Here is a 24,574-nt window from a genome sequence, read left to right on the forward strand (position 1 = left end):
CCCTTTCACGAGGTCTACTTATAAAGGACGTAGTTTTCAAATGTACATGGAACCCGATGAAGAGAGAACCCGGGTTAATGCGCTGAAAACGTGTTGAAAAGGCCCGCATTAAGAGGGTTCCAAGTGCTCCTGCTTCTAGCCCCTTGACAGGGCTTAAATTAAATAGACACTCAACGCAACGTCTATTCTAGAAAACTCTGTGGACAACTACTACTTCTACCTGGCTAACGCCAGGTACCTGGCTGATGAGCTGTTCAAGGGGTTCTGTACCTCCTTCACTTTCTTCGGGCATAGTTACGAGGACCCTGAGCGCCTTTAAACCAAAAGCTATAGGTTCTTCGTCCCAGGCCTCAAGGCCGTACTCTGCCGGTAGTCTCCGCTTTATCTCAGCTACTATATTTTCGAGATCCACGGACACGTCTTCGGGCAGTATCTTTAATACAACGGCTACTCTAGCCACTTGCACCACCTCAAGGACCTCTGAAACCACAGTTCGGGCAAATATACTCGACTGCCAGTTTACGGCACCTCTTACACCTTCTGATTACACCCTTACCGCAGTTCGGGCATGGGAACTCCGCACCATATTCCCCCGGTATGAGGGGCTTTTTACAACTAGTGCAGATTGCTGTAGCAACAATTTCTTTTGCTTCCCCGCTCACTATAAACACCCCCGCACTAATACTTACTTGGCTTTTTCATGCGTTTAAGAGCTTATAAACACTTCTACACTCAATGGTGAACTAGTTGAAGCAAGTTATTATAGTCAGGACAGATCTTAACATGAGCAAAGGCAAACTTTCAGTCCAAGTAGCGCATGCGGCCGTATCCGCAGCCATTGAAGCGCTCAATAGGTGTGTAGACTGGTTTAACGAGTGGTGGAATAGCGGTCAGAGAAAAGTCGTCTTAAAGGTATCCAACGAGAAAGAGCTTTTAGAGCTATACGAGAAGGCCCTGAATTCGGGCTTGCCAGCCGCGCTAATTGCTGATGCAGGCCTTACAGAGCTTCCTCCCGGAACGGTAACGGCCGTAGCAATAGGCCCAGCACCCGAGGAGAGAATTGATAAGATCACCGGCCACTTGAAGACTCTTTAAAGTGCAGAAACATGCTTATATACCCACACTTTCTCGACTACGTGACTGGATTGAAGTACACCGTAATGGATGAAAAGCTACCTTATGAGTTTAAGCTCTCACCTGAAACCTTCCACGTATTGGAGGTCGTCGACCTAGAGAGAGCTGGGTTTGATAAGGAGAAGGGTGAATATGCCGTATTAAGGTTGTGGAAGAAGGACGTTGAGATGCTCAAGGCCGTTGAGATCGTGTCGAGGAGAACGAACGTGCCGAGGTCAAACATATACTTCTACGGTATGAAAGATAAGAATGCCTTCACCGTATCTCATCTCTTTATCAGGTCACAACTATTGGAAAGAGAATGCCTCCCTTTGGTAATGGACAATATCAGGGTAGAATTGATCGGGTTCATACGCACGAGGCCTAAAAGGGCTTACTTCAAGGGCAATAAGTTCCGCGTATTCATAGACGCTGACACCGGCAATAAGACTAGGCTTCTGTCCCTGCTAGGAGAAATGGTAAGGGCGATCTCCCAGATGGGGTTGCCCGCGTACTATGGATATCAGCGATTCGGCTGGAAAAGGTACAATTCGCACGTACTCGGCAAGTACATATTGCTCGGTAGGGAAGACCTCTTCGCCGAAGAGTTTCTGAAAAGCCATTATCCCAGGGAAGACTACGAGTGTGCACTTAAAAGGTACCTTGGCGTGTACGAGCATCTAATTTACGAGAACACCTACAGGAAGATGCCCCTGGATAGGGGCTTTAAGGAAATAAATGCAAAAGTAAATAACATGTTCTTGGATGCGTACTCTAGCTTTCTCTTCAACATGCTCCTCAATACTCTCATAGAGAAAAGTGGTCTAGGCTCCCTGGACACGGAGCTGCCCATGCCCGGATGTATTGATGGGTTACGGTACTATGAGCCTATTTTACGGGTAGAAAATGTAGAACCGCGGTTACTTAGTAAACTTAAATGCTTCTATAGAACTGGCTTATTTAGACCCGTTGACAACGTTATTAGGGACGACCATGACCGGGTCATTTACGAGTTTTTCCTAGAGCCGGGTATGTACGCTACCGTTATTTTGAGAGAGCTGTTTAAAGACGGTTTAGTGCTCGAAGCCGGATAGGTGCCTGAGCTATTCAAAAATAATTTTAGCCTTTGTTCCACTAATTCTCTCTATGAGCAACTCGTACTGCTCTTTTGACCTCGCCAAGTACTTCCGGTCCCTCCTAGATATCCTTATGTTGATCATCTCCTCGCCCGTGGGGAGCCATATTTTGTTTACTCCTAGTAGCGAAGCTGGAGCTATAATTTGCTCTATGAGCTTCTTCAGGTCACTAGTATATTCCACGACTTTAACCCTCTTACCTATGCTGCTTGAAAGCTCTTTTTCGAGCGTTGCTATCTCAACGCCTTCAAAGCCGTTCTTTACGAGGACTACCACCTCGTCCGCTATACTGAGAGATCTCAGGTATTCGCCTTTTTTTAAGAACTTTAATTTATCTTCTAAGTTTATAAGCGCCTTTAACACTTCAATGTCGTCGACGGTGACTGCGCCAGATTCTATCTTGCGTTGACATGAGGGGCAGAAAACACCGCTCTTAATGCATATCTTGTCTAACGGGTATTTCAACTCCTGGTACACCATTACTTAAACGCTCTTTCTAAAACTACTGAGTTAAAGGTTTTAATACCTTGTTGTAAACTCTAATTTATTGGATGACCTGCGGTGGGCCCGTAGCTCAGCCAGGCAGAGCGGCGGGCTCCAGACTCCACTACGGGTCAGTCGACCGGTCGGGATGAAATCAGTCTGGAAGGGGTGACCCGTAGGTCGGGGGTTCAAATCCCCCCGGGCCCACTGTGAACTGCTCTTTCATAGTCTCTAACCTTTCCACGGCACTAACTTTTTAACCCAGAGTGTTAATTGAAGGATTGGTGTTGTGGGCCCGTCGTCTAGCCTGGTTAGGATGCCGCCCTGACGAGGCGGAGGTCCGGGGTTCAAATCCCCGCGGGCCCATGAGAGTGCTTCTATACATACACGTCAAAGTGGTGTTTTAAGCTATGTTAAAACACGTGAGGTTGGTGTTGAGGGCCGAAGAGCTTGAAGATGCGCATTTAGAGGGTGTAGCTAAGCTTGACCCGGAAATCATGGAAAAGTTCGGCATAGCTCTGGGAGACTTACTACTATTAGAGGGAGAGTACGAAACCGCCGCAATAGCCCATGCCGGAGATTCCGAAGATAGAGGTAAAGGTGTGATCAGGTTAAGCAAGCTAATGATGAAGAACGCGAAAATAGATGTAGGGGACCTCGTATACGTTGAAAAAGTGGAGCGAAAATACGCGAAAGTTGTTAAGCTGGCACCGGTGAGCTTCCACGCCCCCGTAGACACCACTATTGTGAGCAGAATTAAGCACAGCATCATCACCCTGCCCGTGCACGAAGGGAATGAAGTCTTAGTTACCATTGAAGGCGTAAAGGTGCCCTTTAAAGTTGTCTCGATAAGGCCCAAAGGCCCTGCAATAGTCACAGAGGATACTGAGGTAATAGTCTTCGACGAACCGGTGGGGGAGCTACCCCGCATCACGTTTGAAGACATCGGTGGATTGGAACCCGTCATTGAGAAACTACGCGATATAGTTGAATTACCCTTTAAGTACCGCAAAGTATTCAACAAGCTCGGCATAGAGCCCCCTAAAGGAGTACTACTTTACGGGCCACCAGGATGCGGGAAAACACTACTAGCAAAGGCGCTGGCGAACGAGCTTAACGCGTACTTCATAGTAATTAACGGTCCCGAGATAATGAGCAAGTTTTATGGCGAGTCAGAGCAAAAGCTAAGAGAGATATTTAAGGTAGCCAGGAAGAAGGCGAAGAAGTACCCCGCGATAATATTCATCGATGAGATCGACGCCATAGCGCCTAAGAGAGACGAGGTTACGGGCGAAGTTGAGAAGAGGGTAGTAGCTCAGCTACTAGCCCTAATGGACGGGCTTGAAAGCAGGGGCAATGTCATAGTAATCGCTGCTACGAATAGGCCTAATGCCATAGATCCAGCACTTAGAAGGCCGGGTAGATTTGACATTGAAATAGAAATACCGATGCCCGATAAGAACGGCCGACTTGAAATACTAAAAGTACACACGAGGAGGCTAAGGGAACTGGGGCTTCTCGATCCTCACGTAAACCTAGAAAAAATCGCAGAAGTAACACACGGCTTCACGGGTGCAGACCTCGCTGCCTTGGTGAAAGAAGCTACGATGAAAGCGGTAAAACGCGCAATAAAGGAGTGCGAAACGTGTGAACCGGAGACGCTACTTTCAAGAATTGTCGTTAAGAACGATGACCTCCTCTCAGCTTACAGGGGCGTTGTTCCGAGCGGTCTTAGAGAGATCTACGTTGAGACCCCCGATGTCACCTGGAACGATATCGGGGGACTCCACGAAGTGAAGCAGGTGTTGAAAGAAAACATCGAATTGCCGTTAAAGCACCCTGAAATTTACGAGAGGTTTGGTATAAAGCCCCCTCGCGGAGTACTACTTTACGGGCCACCGGGATGCGGGAAAACACTACTAGCAAAGGCTGTGGCTACTGAGAGTGGTGCTAACTTCATAGCTATTAGAGGCCCCGAAATACTGAGCAAGTGGGTCGGAGAATCCGAAAGAGCAATAAGAGAAATATTCAAGAAGGCGAGACTACACGCCCCGAGCATAGTTTTCTTCGACGAAATAGACGCCATAGCGTCTGTACGGGGATTCGGTGCCGATTCAGGTGTCACGGAAAGGGTTGTTACACAACTCATTACGGAACTCGACGGTATAAGAGACCTCAACAACGTGGTTATCCTCGCGGCAACTAACAGGCCTGACCTGGTCGACCCTGCACTACTGAGGCCTGGACGGTTCGACAAGCTCGTTTACGTACCCCCACCTGATTTTGAAGCTAGGCTAGAGATCTTGAAGATACATACTAGGTACTTACCCTTATCCACCGACGTAGACCTTTACGAATTGGCGAAGCTCACAGAGAACCATAGTGGTGCAGACCTCGAAGCGCTGGTCAGAGAGGCATTTATACAGGCTTTAAGGGAACACATATCAGTGAAGAGAATTGAAAGAAGGCATTTCCTCAAAGCACTCGAAACAGTGAAGCCCAGCTTGAGCGAGGACTTAGTAAAGTTCTACGTGGAGTGGAGCGAGAGAGTTAGACGTAGTCCTCCCAAAGTCGGCCTAAGACCCTCCGTCTACACGTAGAGGTGGGTGCCTCGTGAAAGATCACTTAGATGTGTGGAAGAAGATGCCCTTACACCGAGCGGTACTAGAAATAGTTCTTTCGAAACCCGAGGGCATCACTGAATCCAAGCTTGTGGAGAGTTTGAAGAAAGAGTATGATGTTGAGCCGTCGCGCTCTGAACTTTACCAGGTACTCGTAAAACTGGAGTTACAAGGACTAATTAGCGTCGAGCCTGTAGGCAAGGAATTTCTCATAAAGCTCACGACGCACGCCCGCCAGCAGTTCTCAACGAGTAGCTAAATAAGCGTCTAAGTGCATATACTTGAATCGAGGGATATCCGTGGGCGTGGATTTAAAAGACCTAATACCAGCCGACATCAAGCTAATTATAAGTGATCTTAGGGCGTTGCGCGGCAAGGTCATAGCGATCGACGCCTACAACGCCCTTTACCAATTCCTAACAGCCATTAGGCAACCCGATGGCACACCTCTAATGGACAGCCAGGGGAGGATCACGAGCCACCTCAGCGGACTGTACTACAGGACGGTAAATTTGGTGGAGAACGGTATAAAACCCGTATACGTTTTCGACGGCATGCCCCCTGAACTGAAAGCTAAGGAGATAGAAAAACGTAGGGCTGTAAGGGAGGAAGCCGGTAAGAAATACGAAGAAGCTATAAAAGCTGGCGACCTCGAAGCAGCTCGCCGATATGCCGTGATGGCAGCCAAATTAACCGACTACATGGTCGAAGAAGCCAAGAGACTCCTAGATGCTATGAGCATACCCTGGGTGCAAGCCCCCGCAGAAGGCGAGGCCCAAGCAGCTTACATGACTAGGTGCGGTGACACCTACGCTTCAGCATCGCAGGACTATGACAGTTTACTTTTCGGGTCTCCGAGACTGATAAGAAACCTAACAATCAGCGGCAAGAGAAAGCTACCCAGGAAAGAGGAGTACGTTGAGATCTTTCCCGAAGTGATCGAGTTGAATAAACTGCTTTCAAAGCTGGGAATCACGCTTGAAGCGTTAATAGACATAGGCATACTCGTTGGAACGGACTACAACCCGGACGGGTTTGAGGGCGTGGGCCCGAAGAAAGCGTACCAGTTAGTGAAAGCCTATGGGGGCCTCGAGAAAATTCCCAAGTCTATGCTCAGGTCACCCGTCGAAGTTGACGTGGTTTCTGTGAAGAAGTACTTCCTAAATCCACCGGTCACGAGGAACTATAAACTTGAATGGGGTGAGCCCGACGCTAACCGGGTCGTAGAGATCCTCGTAAAAGAGCACGATTTCAGCGAAGAGAGAGTGAAGAATGCCTTAGAGAGGCTCATGAAAGCGTATAGAGAGCACATTAAGGGTTCTCAGCAAGGTCTGGCTAAGTGGTTCGCTAAGAAATAGTGGTCTTCACTCGGCCCGTATCTTCCAGCCGTGTTCACCTATTAGTGGAACGAAGACGCACTCAATACCCCACCTCCTGTGTAGCCTGCCTCCCCTTTTCTCGGCGATCAAGAGTCTTTGCATGTAGAAATCGCCAACGGGTATTATGAGCCGGCCGCCTTCCGCGAGCTGATCTACAAGGGGGCCCGGTACATTGGGGGCCGCCGCCGTCACTATTATCCTGTTAAATGGCGCTTTGTCCGGGTATCCCAGGGTTCCGTCTCCATGTATTACTGTAACGTACTCGCCGTAGCCCGCTCTAGCTAGGTTCTTCTTCGCGAATTCCACTAATCCCGGGACTCTCTCAACAGTGTATACATGGCCTCGCTTGCTGGGATCATGCCTAGCCACGATCTCGGCTAGTACTGCTGCTTGGTAACCAGACCCCGTACCCACTTCTAGCACTCTATCGCCGGGCTCCGGGTCAAGTTCTTCCGTCATGATCGCCACCATGTGAATGGCGCTTATGGTCTGACCATATCCTATAGGCAGGGGCGAGTCTACATATGCATACTCAACGAGGTGTTCAGGCACGAAGAGCTCTCGAGGTACGGCTAGAAGCGCTTTTATCACCTTCGGGCTCTTTAGGTACCCCATGAGAATTAATTGCTCCACTACTCTCTTTCTCTGCGTTTCAAAACTCACTACCTAACACCGTTATAGTGTTATAAAGTTATTCCTCCTTAATACTCTGTACGAGAATTGGGGATTTCGAGCGGAGTACGCAATGATATGCTACGAAGTGATACGAGCTAGGGGTCATAAAAACATCACCGCAACCCATAGGACTACCATGGAAATAACAAAAGACCCGCACTTGACGTTGCGGGGAGAGTGCATAATAGGCTTGGCGGCTGATAAGGGCGCCCTTGATCTAAGTGACGAGTTTAAAAACTGCTTGAAAACGATTAACTCCATACTCGTAATAGTGCTCGAAGTTAACGGCGGCGTCAAAGACTTCGTCCTAGCCGAAGGCCACCCCGACCTCATTTTAAGTGATAGAAGTAAGGTTATTGTCCGTAAGAGTGCTTACATAGAACCAGCAACTCTAGGCATAAGGGCTAATAAAGCCGCTGCCGACTTAAAACGTGAACTGGTAGACAGGCTTAGGGATCCCGGTAGTGTACTCACAGCTCATTTATACGTTATCGGGCTTAACGAGATCGCATCTATAGATCTCCGTTCTAGGCGCATACTCGAGCACCGGTTTACACTGTACAATGTGCCAGTTTTCGAAAACACCGGCTAGCTTCGCTCTCGCGTACTCCGGAGAGCACGTTGAAACCGTGTACAGGTGGAGTATACCTCGTGGTTTTAAAAGCTTTTCGTACACCTCGTAGTATTCGGTACTTTTCATTGGGAAATCCGCTATCAGCCGGTCGGCTACACCCTGCCTCAGGATATGTGGTAGCTCTACCGCATCGGAGTTTAATGGAATAATTGTGCTCTTAAGCTTCCTCCGGTTCAGTTTAATGTTTTCGACGAGCAGCTCGTATGCTACTGGGTTAAGATCGTTGGCAACTACTAGGCACCTTCTCATTGAGGCTATATGAAGCGTAAAGCCCCCAATACCGCTAAACACGTCGACCACGACTTCGCCGTTCTTGGTTAGCTGGGCTACACTGCGGTGTTCTTCCGCGAGCCTCGGATTAAAGTAGACTTCACCCAGCTTGACTCTCATTTCGATCCCATACTCCTTCACGGTGATCTCCCTAACCTCTTCACCCCATAAGAGCTTTAGGAGGGGTATTCTAAAAACATCATTAGTTTCCTCCTTAACCCACACGGCTTTAACGCGTGGATAAACCTGCTTAATGGCCGCAATGATGTCTTCCGCTCTTCTGAGCTTCAGTACGTTTTCTCTAAGTATAACGACGTTTCCAACTACGTCGAGTGATGGAAGGGGCGCCTTTACGATTTCTCGTAGTGGGGGAGAGCACTCAAAAACGGGTAGTCTCGTAAACGATAATTCCAGTTCGCCGGGCGCGTTCACCCTGACTGGGACGATTACGCTATTACCGGCTCTCGTAATCAAGTGCTCGCGGTCGAGGATGCCCCTTCTTCGTAGTTCTTTAATAGCCCTCTCAGCAAGCGTCCTCTCGATACTTATACATAGAGGCATTGCACGGACTCGACCCCGCTTCTGGGAGTATACTACATGGTTAATGGCGCAAATATAATTTGTTAAATGGAGATTTTAAAGGATGTAGCGGTGCTCGTATTGGCGGGCCCATTCATCAAAGTAGTGGTGGTTTACAAGCCTATAGACAAGTGCATGAGCATTGCAGAAAAAGCGGCAAGGGAGTTTAAGCAACGTGGTATCGAGGTATTCACGCTAACCGTAGACGACATCTCAACACCGAGAGGCACGTTTTTTAGCGGCTTAGAGGACGCCGACCTTGTGGTTAGTATTGGGGGCGACGGCACGTTCATGAGATCCGCCAAGGCGTTTTCACGCGTTTCCCTCATCTTACCGTACCCCTGCGGTAGAAGGAACGTTTACTACGAACACGAGCTACCGGAGATAGGCGATGTGGTTGAAAGCGCGCTAAGTGGGTCTTTTTACCTGGAGTTTTTACCTATGCCGAGTGCTTGCCACGATCAGAAGTGCGCTTCGTTTCTCAACGACCTAGTAGTGGTCAGCACGGACTTGGGCAAAGTCTCCAAGTACACGGTTGAGATCACGTCGCCGCTAATAAGAACGACTCTAACGTTCGAAGGAGACGGCGTCATTGTGAGCACTGCGGGGGGTTCAGGCGGGCACAACCTATCTGCCAGGGGCCCTTTAATAACGCCGCTCCTAGAGGCCTTAACAGTAACTCCTATAAACCCCCTCCAGGTCGGAGTAACTAGCATGGTAATACCGGCTTTCGCTAACGTTTCGATAAAGGTGAGGAACAGGGCATATGCGTACCTCGATGGAGACCTCTTCTCGGTCCTCGAAAGAGACGATAGTGTAGACTTGCCTGGAAACCTGGGCTACGTAAAGGTTATAAGGCTGAAACCCTTCAGAGACCTTATGAGGGCTGTTTTTGAGTCACGTAGACACATCTTCTAGCAGAAGAGTAGCAGTGGTACTGGATACGGGGGCGCTACTGGCGAAGTACTATAGGCTTATCCCGAGGCTGGACATTGACACGTATACGACTCCTAGCGCTGTTTGTGAAGTCAAAGACCACGAGAACAGGACCGCCCTCGCGGAAGCTATCGATCTGGGCCTTGTGAAAGCGGTAGCTCCCCGGCAACCCTATGTAAGCACAGTAATGCAGGCTGCCGTTAAAATAGGTAGCGTACACAAGCTCTCGATAACTGACTTGGATGTAGCCGCCTTGGCAGTACAATTACGGAGCTCCTATCCGGAGGTCGTGGTCATAACAGATGACTATGAGCTCGAGAACCTTCTTGCACACTTAGGAGTGAGCTTCAAGCCATTAAGGACGCATGGAATCCGAGAGCTGAGAAGATTCATAGCTATGTGTCCAACGTGCGGCTACGTACCCGGTAAGCCAGGCGAGGAGACGTGCCCGCTATGCGGTACAGAGATTTCGAGGAGAAGATCTACTTAGTAAGAACTGCTATGAAGTACCCGGGCATGTCCTCGGTGAAGGGCGAAAACCTGTAAGCCACTATTCCCTTATACGACACCTTCTCGGCGTAGGGTGGGGGTTCTTCGGGCTCCATAGGGGTGAGACCAAGCTCTTCCACTGCGTATACGACGTTTTCCTCATTCTCATCCACGGTCAGGGTACACGTCGAGTACACTAACACGCCTCCCGGCTTGAGGATGCCGCTCGCCGCCTTCAAGAACTGTTTCTGGTAACTCGATAGACTGGTTACATCTTTGAGCGTCCTAGTATAATCTAGGAGTGGCCGGACCCCCAGGTTACTACACGGAGGGTCTATAAGTACTCTGTCCGCGTTATGCACGTTAAAATCCACGTGAACGTACCTGGAGTCTGCTGGCACCACGATCACGTTTACGAAGAGGCCGAGCTTAGTGAGGGTTGTTCGCAGTTCTTCGACCTTTTTTTCGTTCCTGTCTATCGCGATTATTCGCGATCTTCCGCGCGTTAATTGAACGATGTGACTTGTCTTGCCTCCGGGAGAGGCGTTCATGTCGATGACCAGCTCGCCAGCACGGGGTTTAAGCACGTGCGTCGTGATGATGCTAGGAGCGCTCTGCGGGTAGATCAGCCCCTTAATGTAGGCCTCCGTATCAGCTATTCTGGGTGCTTTATAGGGAGAACAGACATTTATGCCAACTAGGCCACGCTGCTTGTACAGTATTTCGCTGTACGAGTGTACTGCCTTAATGCAGGCCACGGGGACCCCCTTCCCGGTAACGGCCAGCAGGAGCTCGCCCTCCTTAAACGGCTTGGCCTTTAACACGCCTGGTCTGTACAGGTTTGCACCAAGTAGTAGTGATACAGCCGTCTTCACGTCTACTGTTATGGTCTTACTGCTAGGACACTCCAGTGCGAAGGGACCTTCGATTTCGAAGTACACTGCGTCCGGAACGTACTCGTCAGGGTGCGCTATTACGCCTTCTTTACCAAGTAACCCGATCACAGCCTCCCTAGTGGCCTTGATGGTGTTCACGCGCACGTAGAGCCTCTTAGAAGGGAGTGCTAGTAGCTCCACGAGTTTAAGCGCTAGGCTTCCATACGCTCTTCTAAGCTGATTTAGCACGCCGTCCTTAAGCACGGCAGAGCACACCTACCGGTAATTATATTTAGGAGTATGTGAAAATTATTGAAGTTGAGCAATGAGGTGATGCGAAGATGTCTTCAACGAGAATATCTGAAAAGGACCTCGTAGAGGCTTTGATGGAGAAGCAGGAGAAGAAGGCTGACGAGAAGCAGAAATGGGTAAATAGGATTCTTAAAAGCGCGAAGCAGTACCACAAAATGTGCCCATACTTCGACAAGAGGACTAAAATGTGCTTCATAGCGATGGGCGCCAGGTGCGATAGGGAGGGGAAGTTCGACGCGTGCCCAGTATTTAAGAGTTTCCTCGAAAGAAAGTACGAAGAGTACAGGGCCAAGAACAAGCCGCTTCCATTGGACTTCACGGATGTCGTGCTATCGCCGCTCTAGGTGGAGTTCTTGGAGGAAAGGCTGTACACGGTTAAGGTCCCCGCAAATATAGAGTTGGAGTATGATAGACAAAACGACATATTGTACATATACTTCGGCGACGAGAGGGTGGCTGACGAGGAGGTCTTGAGCGAAGACGGCGACATCGCGCTAGGCTTCAAGGACGGTAAGCTGGTGTTCCTGGAGATCATGAGGTTTAGTGACAAAATAGGAGGCTTCATTCTTTAGCTTCGCGCGGCAATACCCTCGTTTAAACAGTTCAAAGTCCTTACAAAACACTATTTTCCTTCTACTGCAATGAGTAACGAATTGGGAGTTGAATATGGAGCACTCGTACCCTTTAATCGTGAAGGGCGTTTGGTTCGATGAGTCTTCGAAAACCCTCTGCTGGATGAACACCCTGAAACTACCACACACAGAGGAAGTAGTGTGTTCGAACGACCCTTTCAGAGTTGCAAGGGCTATAATAGACATGGAAATTAGAGGGGCACCTGCCATAGGGGTTGCCGCTGCCCTCGTACTAGGTGCCTATGCCCTCAAGATCTCCGACTACCCGCTAGAGGTATTCATGAAGTACATGAGGTCTGCCATGGAAACGCTGCTACAGACCAGGCCGACCGCATACAACCTATTCTACGCAGTATCGAGACTTGGCAGAGCTCTAGAAGACGCGGCGGCGAGGTCGAACGACACGCACTACTTGGCGGAGTCCCTGCTCAGGGAAGCCGTAAACGTGTACCGCGAAGATGTGGAAGCCAATATTAGGATTGGTGAATACGGTGCCGAGCTCGTACCGGATAACGCTACTATACTAACGCACTGTAACGCCGGCGCGTTGGCCACTTCAGCTTATGGAACAGCGCTAGCAGTTATTAGAATAGCCTGGTACAAAGGCAAGAAAATCAGGGTCATCGCGACAGAGACGCGGCCTGTTTTGCAAGGTGCGCGCTTAACTGTTTACGAGTTAATGAGAGAGGGCATTCCCGTAACGCTCATAACGGACAACGCCGTAGGCATGGTGGTTAGAAAGAACTTAGTAGACCTCGTAGTCGTTGGCGCTGACAGGATAACCAAAGACGGTTACGTCGTTAACAAGATCGGGACCTACATGGTGGCTTTAGTAGCCAAGAGGCACGGTGTACCGTTCTACGTGGCTGCACCAACAAGCACTATTGACTTGGAGAGGACGATAGACCGGGTTATCATAGAGGAGAGGAACCCCGAGGAGGTCAAGCGTGTGCAGGGCAACCTGATAACGTTAAAAGACGTCAATGTGCTCAATTACGCGTTTGACGTAACGGACCCCGACCTGGTGTCAGCCATAATTACTGAGCGAGGGGTAATCCGCCCGCCAATTCCAGAAAACATATTGAACTTATTTAAACCGTAGAGGCGAACCCTTCGGTTTTTAAGGCGAACTTTTGCGACGCTACTTCCTTGAACCTTATAGCATTGTCTAGCATTTTCACGTTGTTGAACATTACGTAGCCGGTCTTAAACTCCTCTTCTAGTAGCATGGAGCAGAGCTTTACCAGGTCTTCGTCAGTGTAGTTGTAGCTGTAGTTCACCTCGCCTGGACCTATTCCGTGAAGCCTCGTGTAGAGCACGCCCATGTTGTGCCTGTAAAGCGGCTTACTCTTAAATATATCGGTTACGTGCAATACATCGAACTTCTCGAAGACCACCTTCAATTCCGGTAGCTTGAGCAAGGGACCCCGCACTTCCCAGCCGATGACTACATTACCTCCGGCACAAGACGCAGCATTTTCGAAAAACTCCTTCACCTGCTTAATTGTCTGCTCCGTTGCGGGCATGCTTGATGGCGTTTGAAGAACTACTATCTTCGCTTTGAGGGCTTTCGCTATTTCCAAGGTCTTCTCAAACGCCTCAATGTTCTCGCGCGTGGGCTTTAAGTAACCGTAGTTTTCCAAGCTACCCGCGGGCCTCTTCTTCATCTTTCTCCAAGTCGGTGACGTGTAGGGGTGAGTGATGACTTGCCACGCTTTAACGGTAAATTCAAAGCTTTCAGGGGCTTCACGCCTAATTTCCTGGGCCCATTCCAAGCTAGGTAACTCGTAGAAGGTATTTTGGAGTTCAACCACGCCGAGTAGCTCGTAGTACCTTTTCCTCGCCGTGGGGAACCCACAACACCCCACTTGAACGCGCTTCATTAGGCCTCCCAACGCTACACCATCTTTACTATTTCGACGTTTTTAACCGGTTCAAGGGTCTTGAGCCCGTCTTCGATCGTGTCGATGTCCGATATCCCGCTTCTCCCCATATCCACGATCATCTCGCACTCCCCGAGCTCCTCTCTTTTCAGCACTATGCACTTCGTGGATACGATGTCGATGTTCCTAGAAGCGAGAAACCTAGTTATTTCGGCCAGTACGCCCGTTCGGTCTTCGACTACGAGTCGTAGTTTCAATAATTGGGCTGCTATAGGTAGCGGTACGAGCTTTATCTCCTTGGAGTTCCTATCAGCAATCATCAGCAGGTACATTCCTTCACGTATGTTAAACAACTCCCGTATGGCAGATGGTATTGTAATGCGTCCTTTCGAGTCTACTTTAACTGTTTCCTCTATAGACATGTTCGTTACCACCAAGCACTGATAACCCAAATTCCCCCTTTTTATTAAAATCCGCCGATCAGCGGCGACGCCTAGATCTCGAAGGGAACGGTTGAGAGCACCTTCACCTTAAACGGTTGAAGCCTCTCTTCCCATGCAGACCCAAGCCCCATTACCACCACGACGTCAACTACTTCTGCCCTCGACTTCGCCAGCATGTGAATTACGGACTCCAGTGTCTTACCCGTGTACACGACATCTGCGAGAATAAGCACCTTGTCCTTGCGCGTGATTAAGTCCCTGTCTAGGTAGAGTATTTCTATGTCCTTGGGCCCCTTCATCACGGTTATGCTGTAGTACTGTACTCCGGGGTAGCTTTTTCTCTTCACGAGGACTATTGGTGCCCCAAACTCCGTTGAAAGCATCGTTGCGATCGGGAGTACGGCTTCCGCCGTCGCCACGATCTTCGTTATCTGCTTGTCAACGAGGTCGAGCATTATCATAATGGACAGTAACCTCGCTATGTAGGGGTCTTTTAACACTCTGAGGAGGTCTATTATTGGGCTTTTCTCCCTTTCAACAAGGTCCTTTAGGAGGTACCCCAGATCTAGGGACAACGCGGTCTTGGCTAGTATCCTCACGGCGTGATCGAAGCCCGGTATTATAGACCCCTTCACGTACCTGCACAATACCGATTCCGGGAGACCGGTCAGCTCGTATAGGTCCCTGTACGAGAGTACGGGTTTTACTAGCCTCAAGACCTCCGAGGCCAGGAGCCTCATCTTAACCTTGTCGGCCTTGCTACGTCCGTAGGCCTTTACAAGCTTCTCGGCGAACAGCTCTACTTCCCGTTCACGGGGTCTTCTTATTATCAGTACCCTCCTACTCCAAGCCCGCAAAATTAGAGCACCATTCTAGTAGTTAATAAGGTGTTTTGAAGTCTTTATATTTAAGGCGATGAGCGGGGTTTTAAGTACTGAGACTACTGATGACAAACCCACGCGGCGAGCGGCTTGAGCTATGAGTGTCGTTTAGAACCAGCAATTAACAAATTTAAAATTAAGAACATCGAAGAAGCTGTTATCGAGGCCGCAGCCCTTGAACTGGAGTACGTGAAGGTCTGCGGAGCGTGCTACGAGTTTACGATATGTGTGTATATTCATATATCGCTAGAGCCCGGTAGCTGCTGGGCTGAACTGGTAGGCGTGTCTGTAACTGTCAGTTCTAGCACTGAGGTTGATGAGCGGGTGCACCTCCTATTTAAACACGCCTCCTTAATTGTAAGCAACACTAGTACGGGTACGAGTGTTTTTTACGTGATGAAAGAACATAGTCTCGGGGTATACTATTTGCTCTGCAGAGGCATTAGCGCTGAGTGGAGAGGTTACGAGCCCGTGGACTACGAAGAGATTAAAGAGCTTGCAGGGGAGTGATCTCCTTGCCCATAGTTTTCAGGGTGAAGAGGTGGCTTGAAGAGGAGGAGTTCCAGGAGCTGCTTAAAGTAGCCGATTACCTGGGCTACGAAGCAGGCTACAAGAAGTTCAAAGTCAACATCGAGAAGGCTTTGAGAAACGGATACCTAGTAGAGGACGTGAAGGGCTTGCTAGAGGAATACGCCGCGGAGATCGAGGGCTCTATGGGCGACGTTGAAAGGGCGCTCGAAGATTACTACCCGGTCTTCGAGTGGTCACCCACCAAGGGGGTTATACGAATACGCCTGTCGAGGCTCGTGTATAACGTAGTTAAAGAGCACTTGAAGAGGACCGGCTCTAAGCGCAGTGAGGTAATGGACGACAAGGTGGTAGTGGAGGTATTACCGTACTACGTGCAGGAAGTAGCGAACTACTTCAAGAATCTGGGCTTACGGTTTATTGATGTAAATAACATTTTACGCGAGAAGCATCTCGGGCTCGAGCCCGAGCTAAAGGGCGTGAAACTTAGGCCCTATCAGGAGGAAGCCTTAGATAAGTGGTTTGAAAACAAGTGCCGCGGAGTGATAGCCCTCCCCACGGGCTCCGGAAAAAGCCTCATCGCCATAGCCGCGATCGTGAGGTTACGCGCGAGGACGCTCATCGTCGCATACACCAAGGAGCAGGTATTCCAGTGGCGTGACTTCATACTGGAGTACACTACCTTGCCGGCAGGCATAATCGGCTTGTTTTACGGTGAGGAGAAGAGGTTGGCGCCAATCACCATTACCACCTATCAGAGCGGCTTCAGGAACATAAATGCTATTTCACCGCACTTCAGCATGATCGTGGTGGACGAGGTCCATCATCTGCCGGCCGAGAAGTTCAGGCACATAGCGCTTCACAGCCTCGCCACCTACAGAATGGGGCTTTCCGCTACCCCTACTCGTGAGGATGGCAAGCACGAGGAGTTATTCCCCCTACTGGGCGGGATAGTGTACTATAAATCGCCATCCGAGCTGGCGGAGAAGGGCTATCTGGCGCCATATGCCATTATAACGATTAAGGTTAAAATGAGCCCGCAGGAGCGCAAACTATACGAAGAGCTGCGGAGAAGGTACAGGGCCCTTGCAGGTGGAAAGAAGTTCCAGGAAATACTGGAAGAAGCCCGCCGCGGTAATCCTAAAGCTGCCGAGGCTCTCGGAGTACACAGCGAAATGAAAATGCTCTTAGCGAAGTCGATAGCAAAAATTGAGAAAGCAGTAGAGCTCGCGCTATCCGAGTACAAGAAGGGCAGTAAGGTCATAGTGTTCACGCAGTACGTCGACCAGGCTAAAGAGGTCGCGAAAAGGCTGGGCAGCCTACTACTGACCGGCGACACCCCCGAGGCCGAGAGAAAGAACGTCTTGGAGGTCTTCAGGAACTCTTCTCAGGGAATCCTGGTGGTCACAACGGTCGGAGACGAGGGGCTGGACATACCGGATGCGAACGTCGGCATAATAGTGTCCGGTACCGGTTCTAGGAGACAGTTCATTCAACGGTTGGGAAGGCTCCTAAGGCCCAAGGCCAGCGGAGTGCGCGCGGTGCTATACGAGATTGTATTGGAAAGGACCCCCGAGGAGTACTACGTCGAGAAGCACAAGCTAGCGGAGATGGGTGACTTCATATAGCAAGCGGTTGTAGCAGGCTAAGGGCTACTAGCTACCACGTCTATTAAAGCCTGTATTATGGGTGCGAAATCCTCCGGCCTGCTCGGACAGCAGAAATGAACGCTCCTTACACTGTTCTCTAGAGTTAGCCACACGAGTGGTTTAAACGCGTTTACATCGCTGCAAGCTACTAGCACCAACTTGTTTTCCTTAAGCGCGTTCGTAACGAGCTTCTCCACGCCTTCAACGTCGATCACGGCAATCCAGGGCCTTTGAGCGTACTTCAGCGCGAGGGTCTCTACTGTTACCGCGGTACAGGGAGGGCAATTGCCGTGTGGCCTCAACTCCATACGCTCTTCTCTTAAACCCGTACATTCCAGTAATGATTTTACCACGTGCGCGAGCAGTTCAGGTTTCACCCACGTGTATTCAGCCCACGCATCTTTCACTACGCGGAAGACCCGCCCCCTTCCGTGCAGGGGGGGCTCGGCCTCCATGTCTACGATAAGCGCGGGAAACCCCACTGCTATGGCCAGGTGCTCGCCACCGACGTCGACCTCGATGACCACTGGTTCGTGCGTGATCCCAACTCTATCCACGCCGAGGTCTACGAGTTCTTTAAGGGTGGTGTAAAGCTCTCCCGGCTCGAAGAGGTTTATTTCCTTGATGTAGGATCCTGAGGGGATGCGCGGCATGCGGATCTACGTGCATAGTGGTAGGTTGCGCGCCTATAAAAATCATTTTATTTTATTCGCAGACGTCACTTATAGGGCTGGACGCTATTCTTTTACTTTCAACTTTATTTCGATAATGCTAACTCTAGCCTCTCTGCCCTGTGGATTCGTCAGCGTTTGGCTACCAATCTTGATGTCGTCTACGTCGACCTTGCCCGGTAGGAACCTGTTCTTTATTATCTCGACGGTGTCCACCGCCTTGCTGATTGCCCTTCCTCTCGCCTTGATGTATACCTCTTTTACCCCCTGGTGCACTAGGGTTAGTACGGCGATTACGTAGTTCATTACAGGCTTCTTGCCTACTAATACTGTGTTTGCGCTTTGCGGCTGAGCCATTTCTTTATCCCCTTAGACTTATATCTCAAAATATCACTCACAGCTGTGAAATTTAAAAACTTTTCTCTACCGGGCAAGGCCGCTGAACACCCCCGTCCTCGCGTCCTCACGAATCTTTTAAGAGGGCCTTCCAAGCCCCTCCACGCTAACTGGGCACCTACCGGGACCTCTAACTGGCGGCATTGATGGGAGGCTAGCGAGAAACGTGGTATAGAGTGCGAACCATGCCCTCCGCTGAAAAAGCGTGAACGCTATTGGAGGATTAGGGTAGTAGAGAATCATCTCTACCCTCAGCTTAGTTGTGCCTCTACGGGTCTAGTGGTGCGTGGTTGCGGTGGAGTAGTTAAGGTGAAACATGTAAACGGTAATACATCCTCTTGCACCTTAAAAACCACGCGCCACTTTACATTTGATCAACGGGTGGATATGTGGACGCTGTCATTCCGCTGTACAAATCTGCGTGCCCGATCTGCGGAGGGGACGCCGCCTCAACCGACATAGAGCTTCGCGGATCCTGTGAAAACTGTGCCCACAGGTGCGATCCCACGTTAAACGCGCTCATGAGCTTCGTTACTAGTAACGAAGAAGAGCTCATATCCTTCTTCGAGAAGGTGACGGGGCTCAAGCCCTGGGGCGCGCAGAGGCACTGGTTGAAGCGCCTCACACGGGGCGAAAACACCGTCTTAATCGCCCCCACGGGTGTGGGCAAAACCACGTTACTCATGGTTTACGCGCTTCACTCCGTTGCTAGAGGAAAAAGAGTGCTCTACGTTACCCCCACGAAGTCCTTGTTGAACCAGACCTATGTAAAGGTGGAGGAATTCGCTAAGAGGGTGGGGCTAGACCCCTCCAAGATCCTGTGCTATAACTCTAACCAGTCCAGAAGAAGCCGCGAAATCGTCCTCAACCGCATCGAGAACTGCGACTTCGGGCTACTCGTAGTGACTAATAACTTCCTGCTAAAGAACCATGAAGCCCTGTTAAGATGCAAAGTAGATGTTGTAATAGTAGATGACGTGGATAGCCTCATAAAGAACGAGAGGGGCGTCTATAACCTCGTAAGGCTACTAGGCTACAGCGAGAGATCGGTAGAGCTGGCGAAGAGAAGATTAAACCTCCTCTGGAGGATTTTACTGGGCAGGGCATACGGTAAGAACGTAGACGAGCTAGTCAAGCAGTTCATCGAACTCGATAGGGAGCTCGAAGCAGAGCTCACATCCACCAGGTCCAGTCAGCTTGTTGTAGCCTCTGCCACGGGTAGGAGCCGTGGACTTGCAGGTAGACTGCTAAAAGACCTGTTAAAAGTGGACTTGTCTGGGATAACCGTGTATGGGCGCAACGTGACTGACAGCTATGTGCTCGTAAAAGACCCCGAGGAGCTCGCTAAACACGTACTAAGCGTCGTGAGCGCCCTTGGAAAGGGCTGCCTGCTGTACATCTCTCCACGCCACCCGCTCAGAGAGGCCTACGAGCGCGTCGTTGAGAGAATATTTGGCGAGCTCGAAAAGATGGGCTTGAAGGCATCACCTGCTACCTATAGGGCAATCGCCGACTTTACGAAGGGCTCGCTGGACGTCCTGGTGGGGTACTCCACGTACTACGGTACCAGCGTGAGGGGGCTGGACTCGCCAGTACACATAAGGTACGCCATTTTCCTCGGGACGCCGGTGTTTGCCGTTAGCTTGGAGAGCTTCCTTGCGAAGTTGAACATGCTCTCGAGGATCCTGATCGAGGTTTCAGGTAGGGGGGGTGACCCGGCCCTAAAGAAGCTCGCGGTAGAGGTTCGTAAGAAGTCACTTACATTATCACCGTCTGAGAGAAGGGTGCTTAGCCTGTGCTTAGCGGGTAAAATCCCCGAGAGCGCCGTTGAAAGCGTGCACAAGTTATCGGCGCAGTACCGGGAAATAAAGGAAGCCTATTCCAGGGCTTTAAGTGCTGTGAAGGAGGCGCTGGATAGGGAGCGCGTCATGGTTGTTGGAACAATGACGCTGGTTCGTTCAGGAGACAAGTACCTTGCCTTGATACCGGACACTATGACTTACATCCAGGCATCTGGCAGGACGAGCCGGCTGATGGGGAACAGGATGACCCGCGGCTTCTCACTGATAGTAGAGCACTACGACTTGAAAAACTTAGTCGCCGGGCTAGAAAGCAGGCTCAAAGCCTTTAGTAGAGACGTGGAGTTTAAGCCGCTGGATAACGTCTCCCTCTTCGAGGAAAAGAAGTACGTGGTGGCGAGCAGGGAGGGCTCCGAAGGCACTGAACTGGCATACCGCTCAGTCCTACTGGTAGTGGAATCGCCTACGAAAGCCAAGACCATTGCTAGGTTTTTTGGGAGGCCGTCTGCACGGAGGATCGGGGATGTCAACGTGTACTCCATTCCAGTTAAACTAGGCAGTGAGGTAGTCGAGTTCAACGTGGTCGCAACGCGGGGCCACGTATACGACTTAACCGTGAACAGTGAGTGCGGGTTTTACGGGGTCTTGGTGAAGCCCTCCACTATTGCGCCGATCTACACGACCATTAAGAAGTGTAGGCTTTGTGGAACGCAGTTTGTCGACTACGAGAAGTGCCCCAGGTGCGGTAGCCTCATGTACTCGGACTCCAAGCAAGTCATCGCTGTTCTCAGGAAACTCGCCACAGAGGTTGAAGAGGTTTACATTGCCACGGACCCCGACCTTGAAGGGGAGAAAATAGCGTACGACGTCTACGTAGCGCTCCGCCCCTTTAACAGGAGTATTTGGCGCATCGAGCTCCACGAAATTACGCTATCTGAGCTCTTAAAGGCTATCCAGAGTAGACGGTACATCGACAGAAAGCTCGTCGAGGCCGAGATATACAGGAGAGTGCTTGACAGGTTCCTGGGCTTTTCACTCAGTTACAAACTGCAAAGCACATATGGCCACAAGTACCTGGGTGCCGGCAGGGTTCAGACGCCCGTTTTAGGGCTAGTCATCGAAAGGTATAGAGAGCACGTCAACAAGAAGTGCAAGAAGGTGATAATCACAACCGATAGTCCCTTAAAGTACTCATTTTCAATTCACCTAGAGAGACACCAGGTGGACCTGGTTGAAGCGTTGAGATGTACATCCGAGTTGACGGTGATCAGGGAATCCGAGGAGGTGGTTGAGGTACATCCGAAGCCACCGTACACCACCGACGAGCTACTCGCGGATGCCGCGAAGTACGGTATTTCCGTCGATGTCGCAATGAGAACCGCTCAAGACCTCTTCGAGTCCGGCCTAATAACTTACCATCGAACTGACTGCACGTACGTTAGCTCAACTGGGATGAAGGTTGCTTCCGAGTACCTCTCTTCGCGGGGGCTTAAAGAGTACTTTAAGCCGAGTCACTGGGGCGCGCAGGGAACACACGAAGCCGTGCGGCCGGTTTATCCGCTAGACCCCGAGGGCCTGGTACAGGCGGTTGAGGAGGGCATCGTGCCCGCTGTCATCCCGTTAACAGGCCTTCACCTAAAGCTGTACGGCTTGGTATTCAGGAGGTTCATTGCAAGCCAGATGAAGCCGTTTAAGGCCATTAAAGCAGTGTACTCCATCACGCTAGGTGACAACGTCCTGGGCAGAGTGGAGGTCTATACTAGCATCCTGGAGGGTGGTTTCAACCTGGTTGAGCCCGTTAAAGTTTACAGCGAGCTGAAGGGGCTTGACAGGTTTAGCGTCAAGGTCCGCGACGTCAAGATCGTGGATTCTAGTATGGTGCCGCTATACAGTAGTGGTGACGTCGTGCTCTTGATGAAGAGGCTTTCTATTGGTAGGCCCAGCACATACTCCAAGATACTGTCGAGTATTAGGAGGCACGGCTACGTCGTGGAATCTAAGGTCAAGAAAAAGCTCATTCCCACTAAGCGAGGTATTGAGGTGTACGAGTTCCTCAGCAAGCACTATCCTGAGCTGGTTTCCGTAGAGGTGACGAGGAAGATGGAGGCCGTTGTGGACATGATCTCTAGAGGGGAGGTTACGGGGTACGAGGCAATACAGGGTGTTCTGCTCTCCCTAGCGGGGTTAGGCCTCATCGAGCCCGCGCTAGTACCTCCTCTTAATCTTAATGGCGATATAAGGCTTAACCTTGCCTTTGACAACATCGCTACCAATTGATACGTTAACGAGCTCAACGCTATCCTTCATCCGGTATAGGACCGCGTTGTACAGGTCCACTGCCTTACTAATGAACCTGCCATGCCCCTTCAGCACGACTACCTCTGCACTTTCCTGGAACAGTAGCGCGATCTCAATTAAGTACTCTTTAATGGGCTTCTTGGATACTACCAGAACCCTCTCAGCATCAGTACTCATGACTTAAATCCCCTTCTACTACATTTGAACCGTTGCGAAAATAAAAACACGACCCGGTAACAATTCCATTTAAAACCAATTGTTCTGGGGGATGGCTGCGACTGTACACGCCCTGTTCCGACATGAACGTCAAATGAACGCTCATTATAACCGGGGAGTTCGACCCCCCAGTTGCGGCTGGAACCACACCTCAAGGACTCCCCCCTATCCTTCAACTGGATTACCAAATTGGAGTGCAAAAGCAGTAGTCACGTTTACTGGATGGTGTTTGTATAATGAAGTTGAATACACAATAGACAGTAAACAAGCTGGATGCTAATACCCTTCATAAGTACCTAATCTCCCTACTATGACCAGGCAATGGTAGCCATGTAGTAGGCTACCTCGCAGTTGAAGGATAGGGGGGAGTGCTGAAAAGAGCACCGAGCTCGTTTTAACCAAGGGTTCGACCCCTCAATTGCGACTCCACAACCCCCTCCGTGCCCCCCGGGGAATTGCTTAAGAGACGCGTAAAACATACAATTAAATGGGGGCCGGGGACCCGCTCACGCCCAGATGCCCTAGTGAAGGGTGAGGAAACTCCGTGCACCCCGCGGCAGCGCGGCCCCGTAAGGGGCACGGGTAGCCCCCGTGGCAACGGCACAGAAACGGTACGGCCACTACGAGATGGCGATGACACCATCCAACCCCCGGTAACGGGGGTCGCAAATGGTAGAGGACCGTGGTGGAGGCGTTGAAACGGCCGGCCCGCGCGGTGTAAGGCCCGGGCCCGGGATGAGGTGCCGCGTGACCGGTATGGGCCGCTTAGACAGATGCGGGTAGACAGAACACGGGTTACGCCCCGGCCCCTCCGCCATTCTCGGAGTTTACCATATTGCATGGGTTTTCGTTACCCCAGCACTCAGCTATTACCTCCATTAATTCTTCGTTGCTACCGGCCTTCGAGTACTCTTCTAGTAGCTCCTTGTTTAGCTCGTGAAAGGTTGCCATCCACTTGTAGAGACCCAGTAGCTTCTCGTAGTACTCCAAGAAGCCCGTAAGGTATACTGCGGCTGCAACGGCTTCTACGCTTGAGAGCATGCAGAGCTTACCATAGTTTACCGGGTTACCCGGAAACAGTGGAGGGAGCTTAACGTGAAGGCCTCGGATGCCCTTGAATCTCCCTGCACTAAGCTTCTTCCAGCTAGCATCTACCACCACTATGCCGTGTTTAAGAATCCTTTCCTTAAGCCACGCGCCTAGGTACACCCTGCTAAACGGGTTTAACACTACAGGGGCCCCCCGAACACCCCTCTTGTTAATGGGCTCGGCGATCCCCATCTTTATCATCTTCAACGCCGTGTTCTTGCCCGGGTCATCTTCATAGTAGAGAATAGCGTACACGCGAATGCCCATGGTGTAGCCCTCGACGTGAAGCTTATTATCTTCTAGGTACTAATATTGGCGAGGGGGTGTAAATGCCTGAAAACAAGAAGGCCGCGATAATACTAATTCAAACTGAAATAGGTGCTGAAAGCAAGGTTCTCGAGGACCTGATGAAGATCCCGGAGGTTAAGGAAGCCTACATAGTTTACGGGACTTATGACGTCGTCGTAAAGATAGAAACCGACACCCTCGAGAGGATAAGGGAAATAGTAACGAACAGGATAAGGAAGCTTCCCGACATTAGGACGACCGTCACGATGATCGTCGTCGAGGAGAAGATAAAGTAGCAA

28 protein-coding genes, 2 tRNA genes, 1 other RNA gene and 1 pseudogene are annotated in these 24,574 nt (G+C 50.4%); 18 read left to right on the plus strand and 14 right to left on the minus strand.

What is annotated here, in order from left to right:
* Positions 1–187: 187 nt before the first annotated feature.
* Positions 188–460 carry an elongation factor 1-beta gene (locus tag QXU03_04915; GenBank protein ID MEM2171080.1) on the minus strand — a complete coding sequence of 91 codons (273 nt, stop codon included), beginning with the start codon at positions 458–460 and terminating at the stop codon, positions 188–190.
* 10 nt (positions 461–470) lie between these two features.
* Positions 471–662 carry a zinc finger domain-containing protein gene (locus QXU03_04920; protein ID MEM2171081.1) on the minus strand — a complete coding sequence of 64 codons (192 nt, stop codon included), beginning with the start codon at positions 660–662 and terminating at the stop codon, positions 471–473.
* Between the two features lie 85 nt (positions 663–747).
* Here QXU03_04920 and pth2 point away from each other — a divergent pair, with 85 nt between their 5' ends.
* Positions 748–1,095 (plus strand): peptidyl-tRNA hydrolase Pth2, encoded by a 348-nt coding sequence (pth2, locus tag QXU03_04925; protein ID MEM2171082.1) that lies wholly within the window; start codon positions 748–750, stop codon positions 1,093–1,095.
* A 41-nt stretch (positions 1,096–1,136) separates the two neighbouring features.
* Positions 1,137–2,207, plus strand: a complete 1,071-nt coding sequence (gene truD, locus QXU03_04930) for a tRNA pseudouridine(13) synthase TruD (protein ID MEM2171083.1) — start codon at positions 1,137–1,139, stop codon at positions 2,205–2,207.
* 9 nt (positions 2,208–2,216) lie between these two features.
* On the opposite strand, the gene QXU03_04935 is transcribed toward truD, so the two are convergent.
* Entirely contained in the window at positions 2,217–2,729 is a 513-nt protein-coding gene (locus QXU03_04935; protein ID MEM2171084.1) for a transcription elongation factor, read from the minus strand.
* Positions 2,730–2,812: 83 nt separating this feature from the next.
* Between QXU03_04935 and QXU03_04940 the strand changes: the two genes are divergently transcribed.
* The 5 genes from QXU03_04940 (at position 2,813) to fen (ending at position 6,711) form a co-directional block, all read left to right on the plus strand.
* Positions 2,813–2,939: transfer RNA gene (locus tag QXU03_04940), tRNA-Trp, on the plus strand.
* Positions 2,940–3,023: 84 nt separating this feature from the next.
* Positions 3,024–3,098, plus strand: a tRNA-Val gene (locus tag QXU03_04945).
* 44 nt (positions 3,099–3,142) lie between these two features.
* Positions 3,143–5,332, plus strand: coding sequence for a CDC48 family AAA ATPase (locus tag QXU03_04950; GenBank protein ID MEM2171085.1), 2,190 nt, complete (start codon positions 3,143–3,145; stop codon positions 5,330–5,332).
* Between the two features lie 13 nt (positions 5,333–5,345).
* Complete coding sequence (locus QXU03_04955; protein ID MEM2171086.1) at positions 5,346–5,612, plus strand: ArsR family transcriptional regulator; 267 nt, start codon at positions 5,346–5,348, stop codon at positions 5,610–5,612.
* A gap of 40 nt (positions 5,613–5,652) precedes the next feature.
* Positions 5,653–6,711 carry a flap endonuclease-1 gene (gene fen / locus QXU03_04960; protein ID MEM2171087.1) on the plus strand — a complete coding sequence of 353 codons (1,059 nt, stop codon included), beginning with the start codon at positions 5,653–5,655 and terminating at the stop codon, positions 6,709–6,711.
* Positions 6,712–6,717: 6 nt separating this feature from the next.
* Here the strand turns inward: fen and QXU03_04965 are convergent, their stop codons facing one another.
* Positions 6,718–7,395 (minus strand): protein-L-isoaspartate O-methyltransferase, encoded by a 678-nt coding sequence (locus QXU03_04965; protein ID MEM2171088.1) that lies wholly within the window; start codon positions 7,393–7,395, stop codon positions 6,718–6,720.
* 148 nt (positions 7,396–7,543) lie between these two features.
* Here QXU03_04965 and QXU03_04970 point away from each other — a divergent pair, with 148 nt between their 5' ends.
* A complete protein-coding gene (locus tag QXU03_04970) occupies positions 7,544–7,999 on the plus strand; it encodes a DUF371 domain-containing protein (GenBank protein ID MEM2171089.1) in 456 nt (151 codons plus the stop codon).
* Here QXU03_04970 and QXU03_04975 read toward each other — a convergent pair.
* Positions 7,889–8,872, minus strand: a complete 984-nt coding sequence (locus QXU03_04975; GenBank protein MEM2171090.1) for a methyltransferase — start codon at positions 8,870–8,872, stop codon at positions 7,889–7,891. The two genes, QXU03_04970 and QXU03_04975, sit on opposite strands and share 111 nt — an antisense overlap.
* A 66-nt stretch (positions 8,873–8,938) precedes the next feature.
* On the opposite strand from QXU03_04975, the gene QXU03_04980 reads away from it, so the two are divergent.
* Together QXU03_04980 and QXU03_04985 are read left to right on the plus strand one after the other, a co-directional pair.
* Positions 8,939–9,808 carry an NAD(+)/NADH kinase gene (locus tag QXU03_04980; protein ID MEM2171091.1) on the plus strand — a complete coding sequence of 290 codons (870 nt, stop codon included), beginning with the start codon at positions 8,939–8,941 and terminating at the stop codon, positions 9,806–9,808.
* Positions 9,783–10,316, plus strand: a complete 534-nt coding sequence (locus QXU03_04985; protein MEM2171092.1) for a nucleotide-binding protein — start codon at positions 9,783–9,785, stop codon at positions 10,314–10,316. Before QXU03_04980 ends, QXU03_04985 begins: the two co-directional genes overlap by 26 nt.
* Here QXU03_04985 and QXU03_04990 read toward each other — a convergent pair.
* Complete coding sequence (locus tag QXU03_04990; protein MEM2171093.1) at positions 10,309–11,454, minus strand: RsmB/NOP family class I SAM-dependent RNA methyltransferase; 1,146 nt, start codon at positions 11,452–11,454, stop codon at positions 10,309–10,311. The genes QXU03_04985 and QXU03_04990 overlap by 8 nt on opposite strands.
* 77 nt (positions 11,455–11,531) lie before the next feature.
* Between QXU03_04990 and QXU03_04995 the strand changes: the two genes are divergently transcribed.
* From QXU03_04995 to mtnA, 3 genes are all read left to right on the plus strand, one after another.
* Positions 11,532–11,846, plus strand: coding sequence for a hypothetical protein (locus QXU03_04995; GenBank protein MEM2171094.1), 315 nt, complete (start codon positions 11,532–11,534; stop codon positions 11,844–11,846).
* A complete protein-coding gene (locus tag QXU03_05000; GenBank protein ID MEM2171095.1) occupies positions 11,847–12,074 on the plus strand; it encodes a DUF2283 domain-containing protein in 228 nt (75 codons plus the stop codon).
* Positions 12,075–12,168: 94 nt separating this feature from the next.
* A complete protein-coding gene (mtnA, locus tag QXU03_05005; GenBank protein ID MEM2171096.1) occupies positions 12,169–13,236 on the plus strand; it encodes an S-methyl-5-thioribose-1-phosphate isomerase in 1,068 nt (355 codons plus the stop codon).
* On the opposite strand, the gene QXU03_05010 is transcribed toward mtnA, so the two are convergent.
* The 3 genes from QXU03_05010 to QXU03_05020 form a co-directional block, all read right to left on the minus strand.
* Positions 13,226–14,029 (minus strand): DUF72 domain-containing protein, encoded by an 804-nt coding sequence (locus tag QXU03_05010; protein MEM2171097.1) that lies wholly within the window; start codon positions 14,027–14,029, stop codon positions 13,226–13,228. The genes mtnA and QXU03_05010 overlap by 11 nt on opposite strands.
* Positions 14,030–14,031: 2 nt before the next feature.
* Positions 14,032–14,439 (minus strand): ACT domain-containing protein, encoded by a 408-nt coding sequence (locus QXU03_05015; GenBank protein MEM2171098.1) that lies wholly within the window; start codon positions 14,437–14,439, stop codon positions 14,032–14,034.
* Between the two features lie 71 nt (positions 14,440–14,510).
* Entirely contained in the window at positions 14,511–15,317 is an 807-nt protein-coding gene (locus QXU03_05020; protein MEM2171099.1) for a phosphoribosyltransferase family protein, read from the minus strand.
* A 114-nt stretch (positions 15,318–15,431) separates the two neighbouring features.
* Between QXU03_05020 and QXU03_05025 the strand changes: the two genes are divergently transcribed.
* Complete coding sequence (locus tag QXU03_05025; GenBank protein ID MEM2171100.1) at positions 15,432–15,851, plus strand: hypothetical protein; 420 nt, start codon at positions 15,432–15,434, stop codon at positions 15,849–15,851.
* A gap of 5 nt (positions 15,852–15,856) precedes the next feature.
* Positions 15,857–17,497 carry a DEAD/DEAH box helicase gene (locus tag QXU03_05030; protein MEM2171101.1) on the plus strand — a complete coding sequence of 547 codons (1,641 nt, stop codon included), beginning with the start codon at positions 15,857–15,859 and terminating at the stop codon, positions 17,495–17,497.
* Between the two features lie 17 nt (positions 17,498–17,514).
* On the opposite strand, the gene QXU03_05035 is transcribed toward QXU03_05030, so the two are convergent.
* The 3 genes from QXU03_05035 to QXU03_05045 all read right to left on the minus strand — a co-directional run bounded on the left by QXU03_05035 (position 17,515) and on the right by QXU03_05045 (position 18,828).
* The gene (locus tag QXU03_05035; protein ID MEM2171102.1) at positions 17,515–18,171 is read right to left on the minus strand and encodes a hypothetical protein; all 657 of its coding nucleotides are present in this window, start codon (positions 18,169–18,171) and stop codon (positions 17,515–17,517) included.
* Between the two features lie 84 nt (positions 18,172–18,255).
* Entirely contained in the window at positions 18,256–18,546 is a 291-nt protein-coding gene (albA, locus tag QXU03_05040) for a DNA-binding protein Alba (protein MEM2171103.1), read from the minus strand.
* A 117-nt stretch (positions 18,547–18,663) separates the two neighbouring features.
* Positions 18,664–18,828 carry a hypothetical protein gene (locus QXU03_05045; GenBank protein ID MEM2171104.1) on the minus strand — a complete coding sequence of 55 codons (165 nt, stop codon included), beginning with the start codon at positions 18,826–18,828 and terminating at the stop codon, positions 18,664–18,666.
* A 146-nt stretch (positions 18,829–18,974) separates the two neighbouring features.
* Between QXU03_05045 and rgy the strand changes: the two genes are divergently transcribed.
* Entirely contained in the window at positions 18,975–22,661 is a 3,687-nt protein-coding gene (gene rgy, locus QXU03_05050) for a reverse gyrase (GenBank protein ID MEM2171105.1), read from the plus strand.
* On the opposite strand, the gene QXU03_05055 is transcribed toward rgy, so the two are convergent.
* Positions 22,590–22,859 (minus strand): DNA-binding protein, encoded by a 270-nt coding sequence (locus QXU03_05055; protein MEM2171106.1) that lies wholly within the window; start codon positions 22,857–22,859, stop codon positions 22,590–22,592. The two genes, rgy and QXU03_05055, sit on opposite strands and share 72 nt — an antisense overlap.
* A 528-nt stretch (positions 22,860–23,387) precedes the next feature.
* Here QXU03_05055 and rnpB point away from each other — a divergent pair.
* Positions 23,388–23,709: RNase P RNA component (gene rnpB / locus QXU03_05060), an RNA gene on the plus strand.
* A gap of 50 nt (positions 23,710–23,759) precedes the next feature.
* Here rnpB and QXU03_05065 read toward each other — a convergent pair.
* Positions 23,760–24,254: pseudogene (locus tag QXU03_05065) on the minus strand (DUF367 family protein).
* Between the two features lie 62 nt (positions 24,255–24,316).
* Between QXU03_05065 and QXU03_05070 the strand changes: the two are divergent.
* Positions 24,317–24,571, plus strand: coding sequence for an Lrp/AsnC ligand binding domain-containing protein (locus QXU03_05070; protein MEM2171107.1), 255 nt, complete (start codon positions 24,317–24,319; stop codon positions 24,569–24,571).
* Positions 24,572–24,574: the final 3 nt, after the last annotated feature.

It is taken from the genome of Desulfurococcaceae archaeon (genome assembly GCA_038845865.1).
In the GTDB taxonomy this organism is placed as follows: domain Archaea; phylum Thermoproteota; class Thermoprotei_A; order Sulfolobales; family Desulfurococcaceae; genus UBA285.

What these genes read in the sequence shown, in the direction of transcription:
- QXU03_04950 (MEM2171085.1), top strand. Translation starts at nt 3,143, where the DNA reads ATGTTAAAACACGTGAGGTTGGTGTTGAGGGCCGAAGAGCTTGAAGAT.
- QXU03_04995 (MEM2171094.1), top strand. Translation starts at nt 11,532, where the DNA reads ATGTCTTCAACGAGAATATCTGAAAAGGACCTCGTAGAGGCTTTGATG.
- QXU03_04980 (MEM2171091.1), top strand. Translation starts at nt 8,939, where the DNA reads ATGGAGATTTTAAAGGATGTAGCGGTGCTCGTATTGGCGGGCCCATTC.
- QXU03_05045 (MEM2171104.1), bottom strand. Translation starts at nt 18,828, where the DNA reads ATGATTCTCTACTACCCTAATCCTCCAATAGCGTTCACGCTTTTTCAG.
- QXU03_05070 (MEM2171107.1), top strand. Translation starts at nt 24,317, where the DNA reads ATGCCTGAAAACAAGAAGGCCGCGATAATACTAATTCAAACTGAAATA.
- albA (MEM2171103.1), bottom strand. Translation starts at nt 18,546, where the DNA reads ATGGCTCAGCCGCAAAGCGCAAACACAGTATTAGTAGGCAAGAAGCCT.
- QXU03_05015 (MEM2171098.1), bottom strand. Translation starts at nt 14,439, where the DNA reads ATGTCTATAGAGGAAACAGTTAAAGTAGACTCGAAAGGACGCATTACA.
- QXU03_04975 (MEM2171090.1), bottom strand. Translation starts at nt 8,872, where the DNA reads ATGCCTCTATGTATAAGTATCGAGAGGACGCTTGCTGAGAGGGCTATT.
- QXU03_04935 (MEM2171084.1), bottom strand. Translation starts at nt 2,729, where the DNA reads ATGGTGTACCAGGAGTTGAAATACCCGTTAGACAAGATATGCATTAAG.
- QXU03_05035 (MEM2171102.1), bottom strand. Translation starts at nt 18,171, where the DNA reads ATGCCGCGCATCCCCTCAGGATCCTACATCAAGGAAATAAACCTCTTC.
- mtnA (MEM2171096.1), top strand. Translation starts at nt 12,169, where the DNA reads ATGGAGCACTCGTACCCTTTAATCGTGAAGGGCGTTTGGTTCGATGAG.
- QXU03_05055 (MEM2171106.1), bottom strand. Translation starts at nt 22,859, where the DNA reads ATGAGTACTGATGCTGAGAGGGTTCTGGTAGTATCCAAGAAGCCCATT.
- QXU03_04970 (MEM2171089.1), top strand. Translation starts at nt 7,544, where the DNA reads ATGGAAATAACAAAAGACCCGCACTTGACGTTGCGGGGAGAGTGCATA.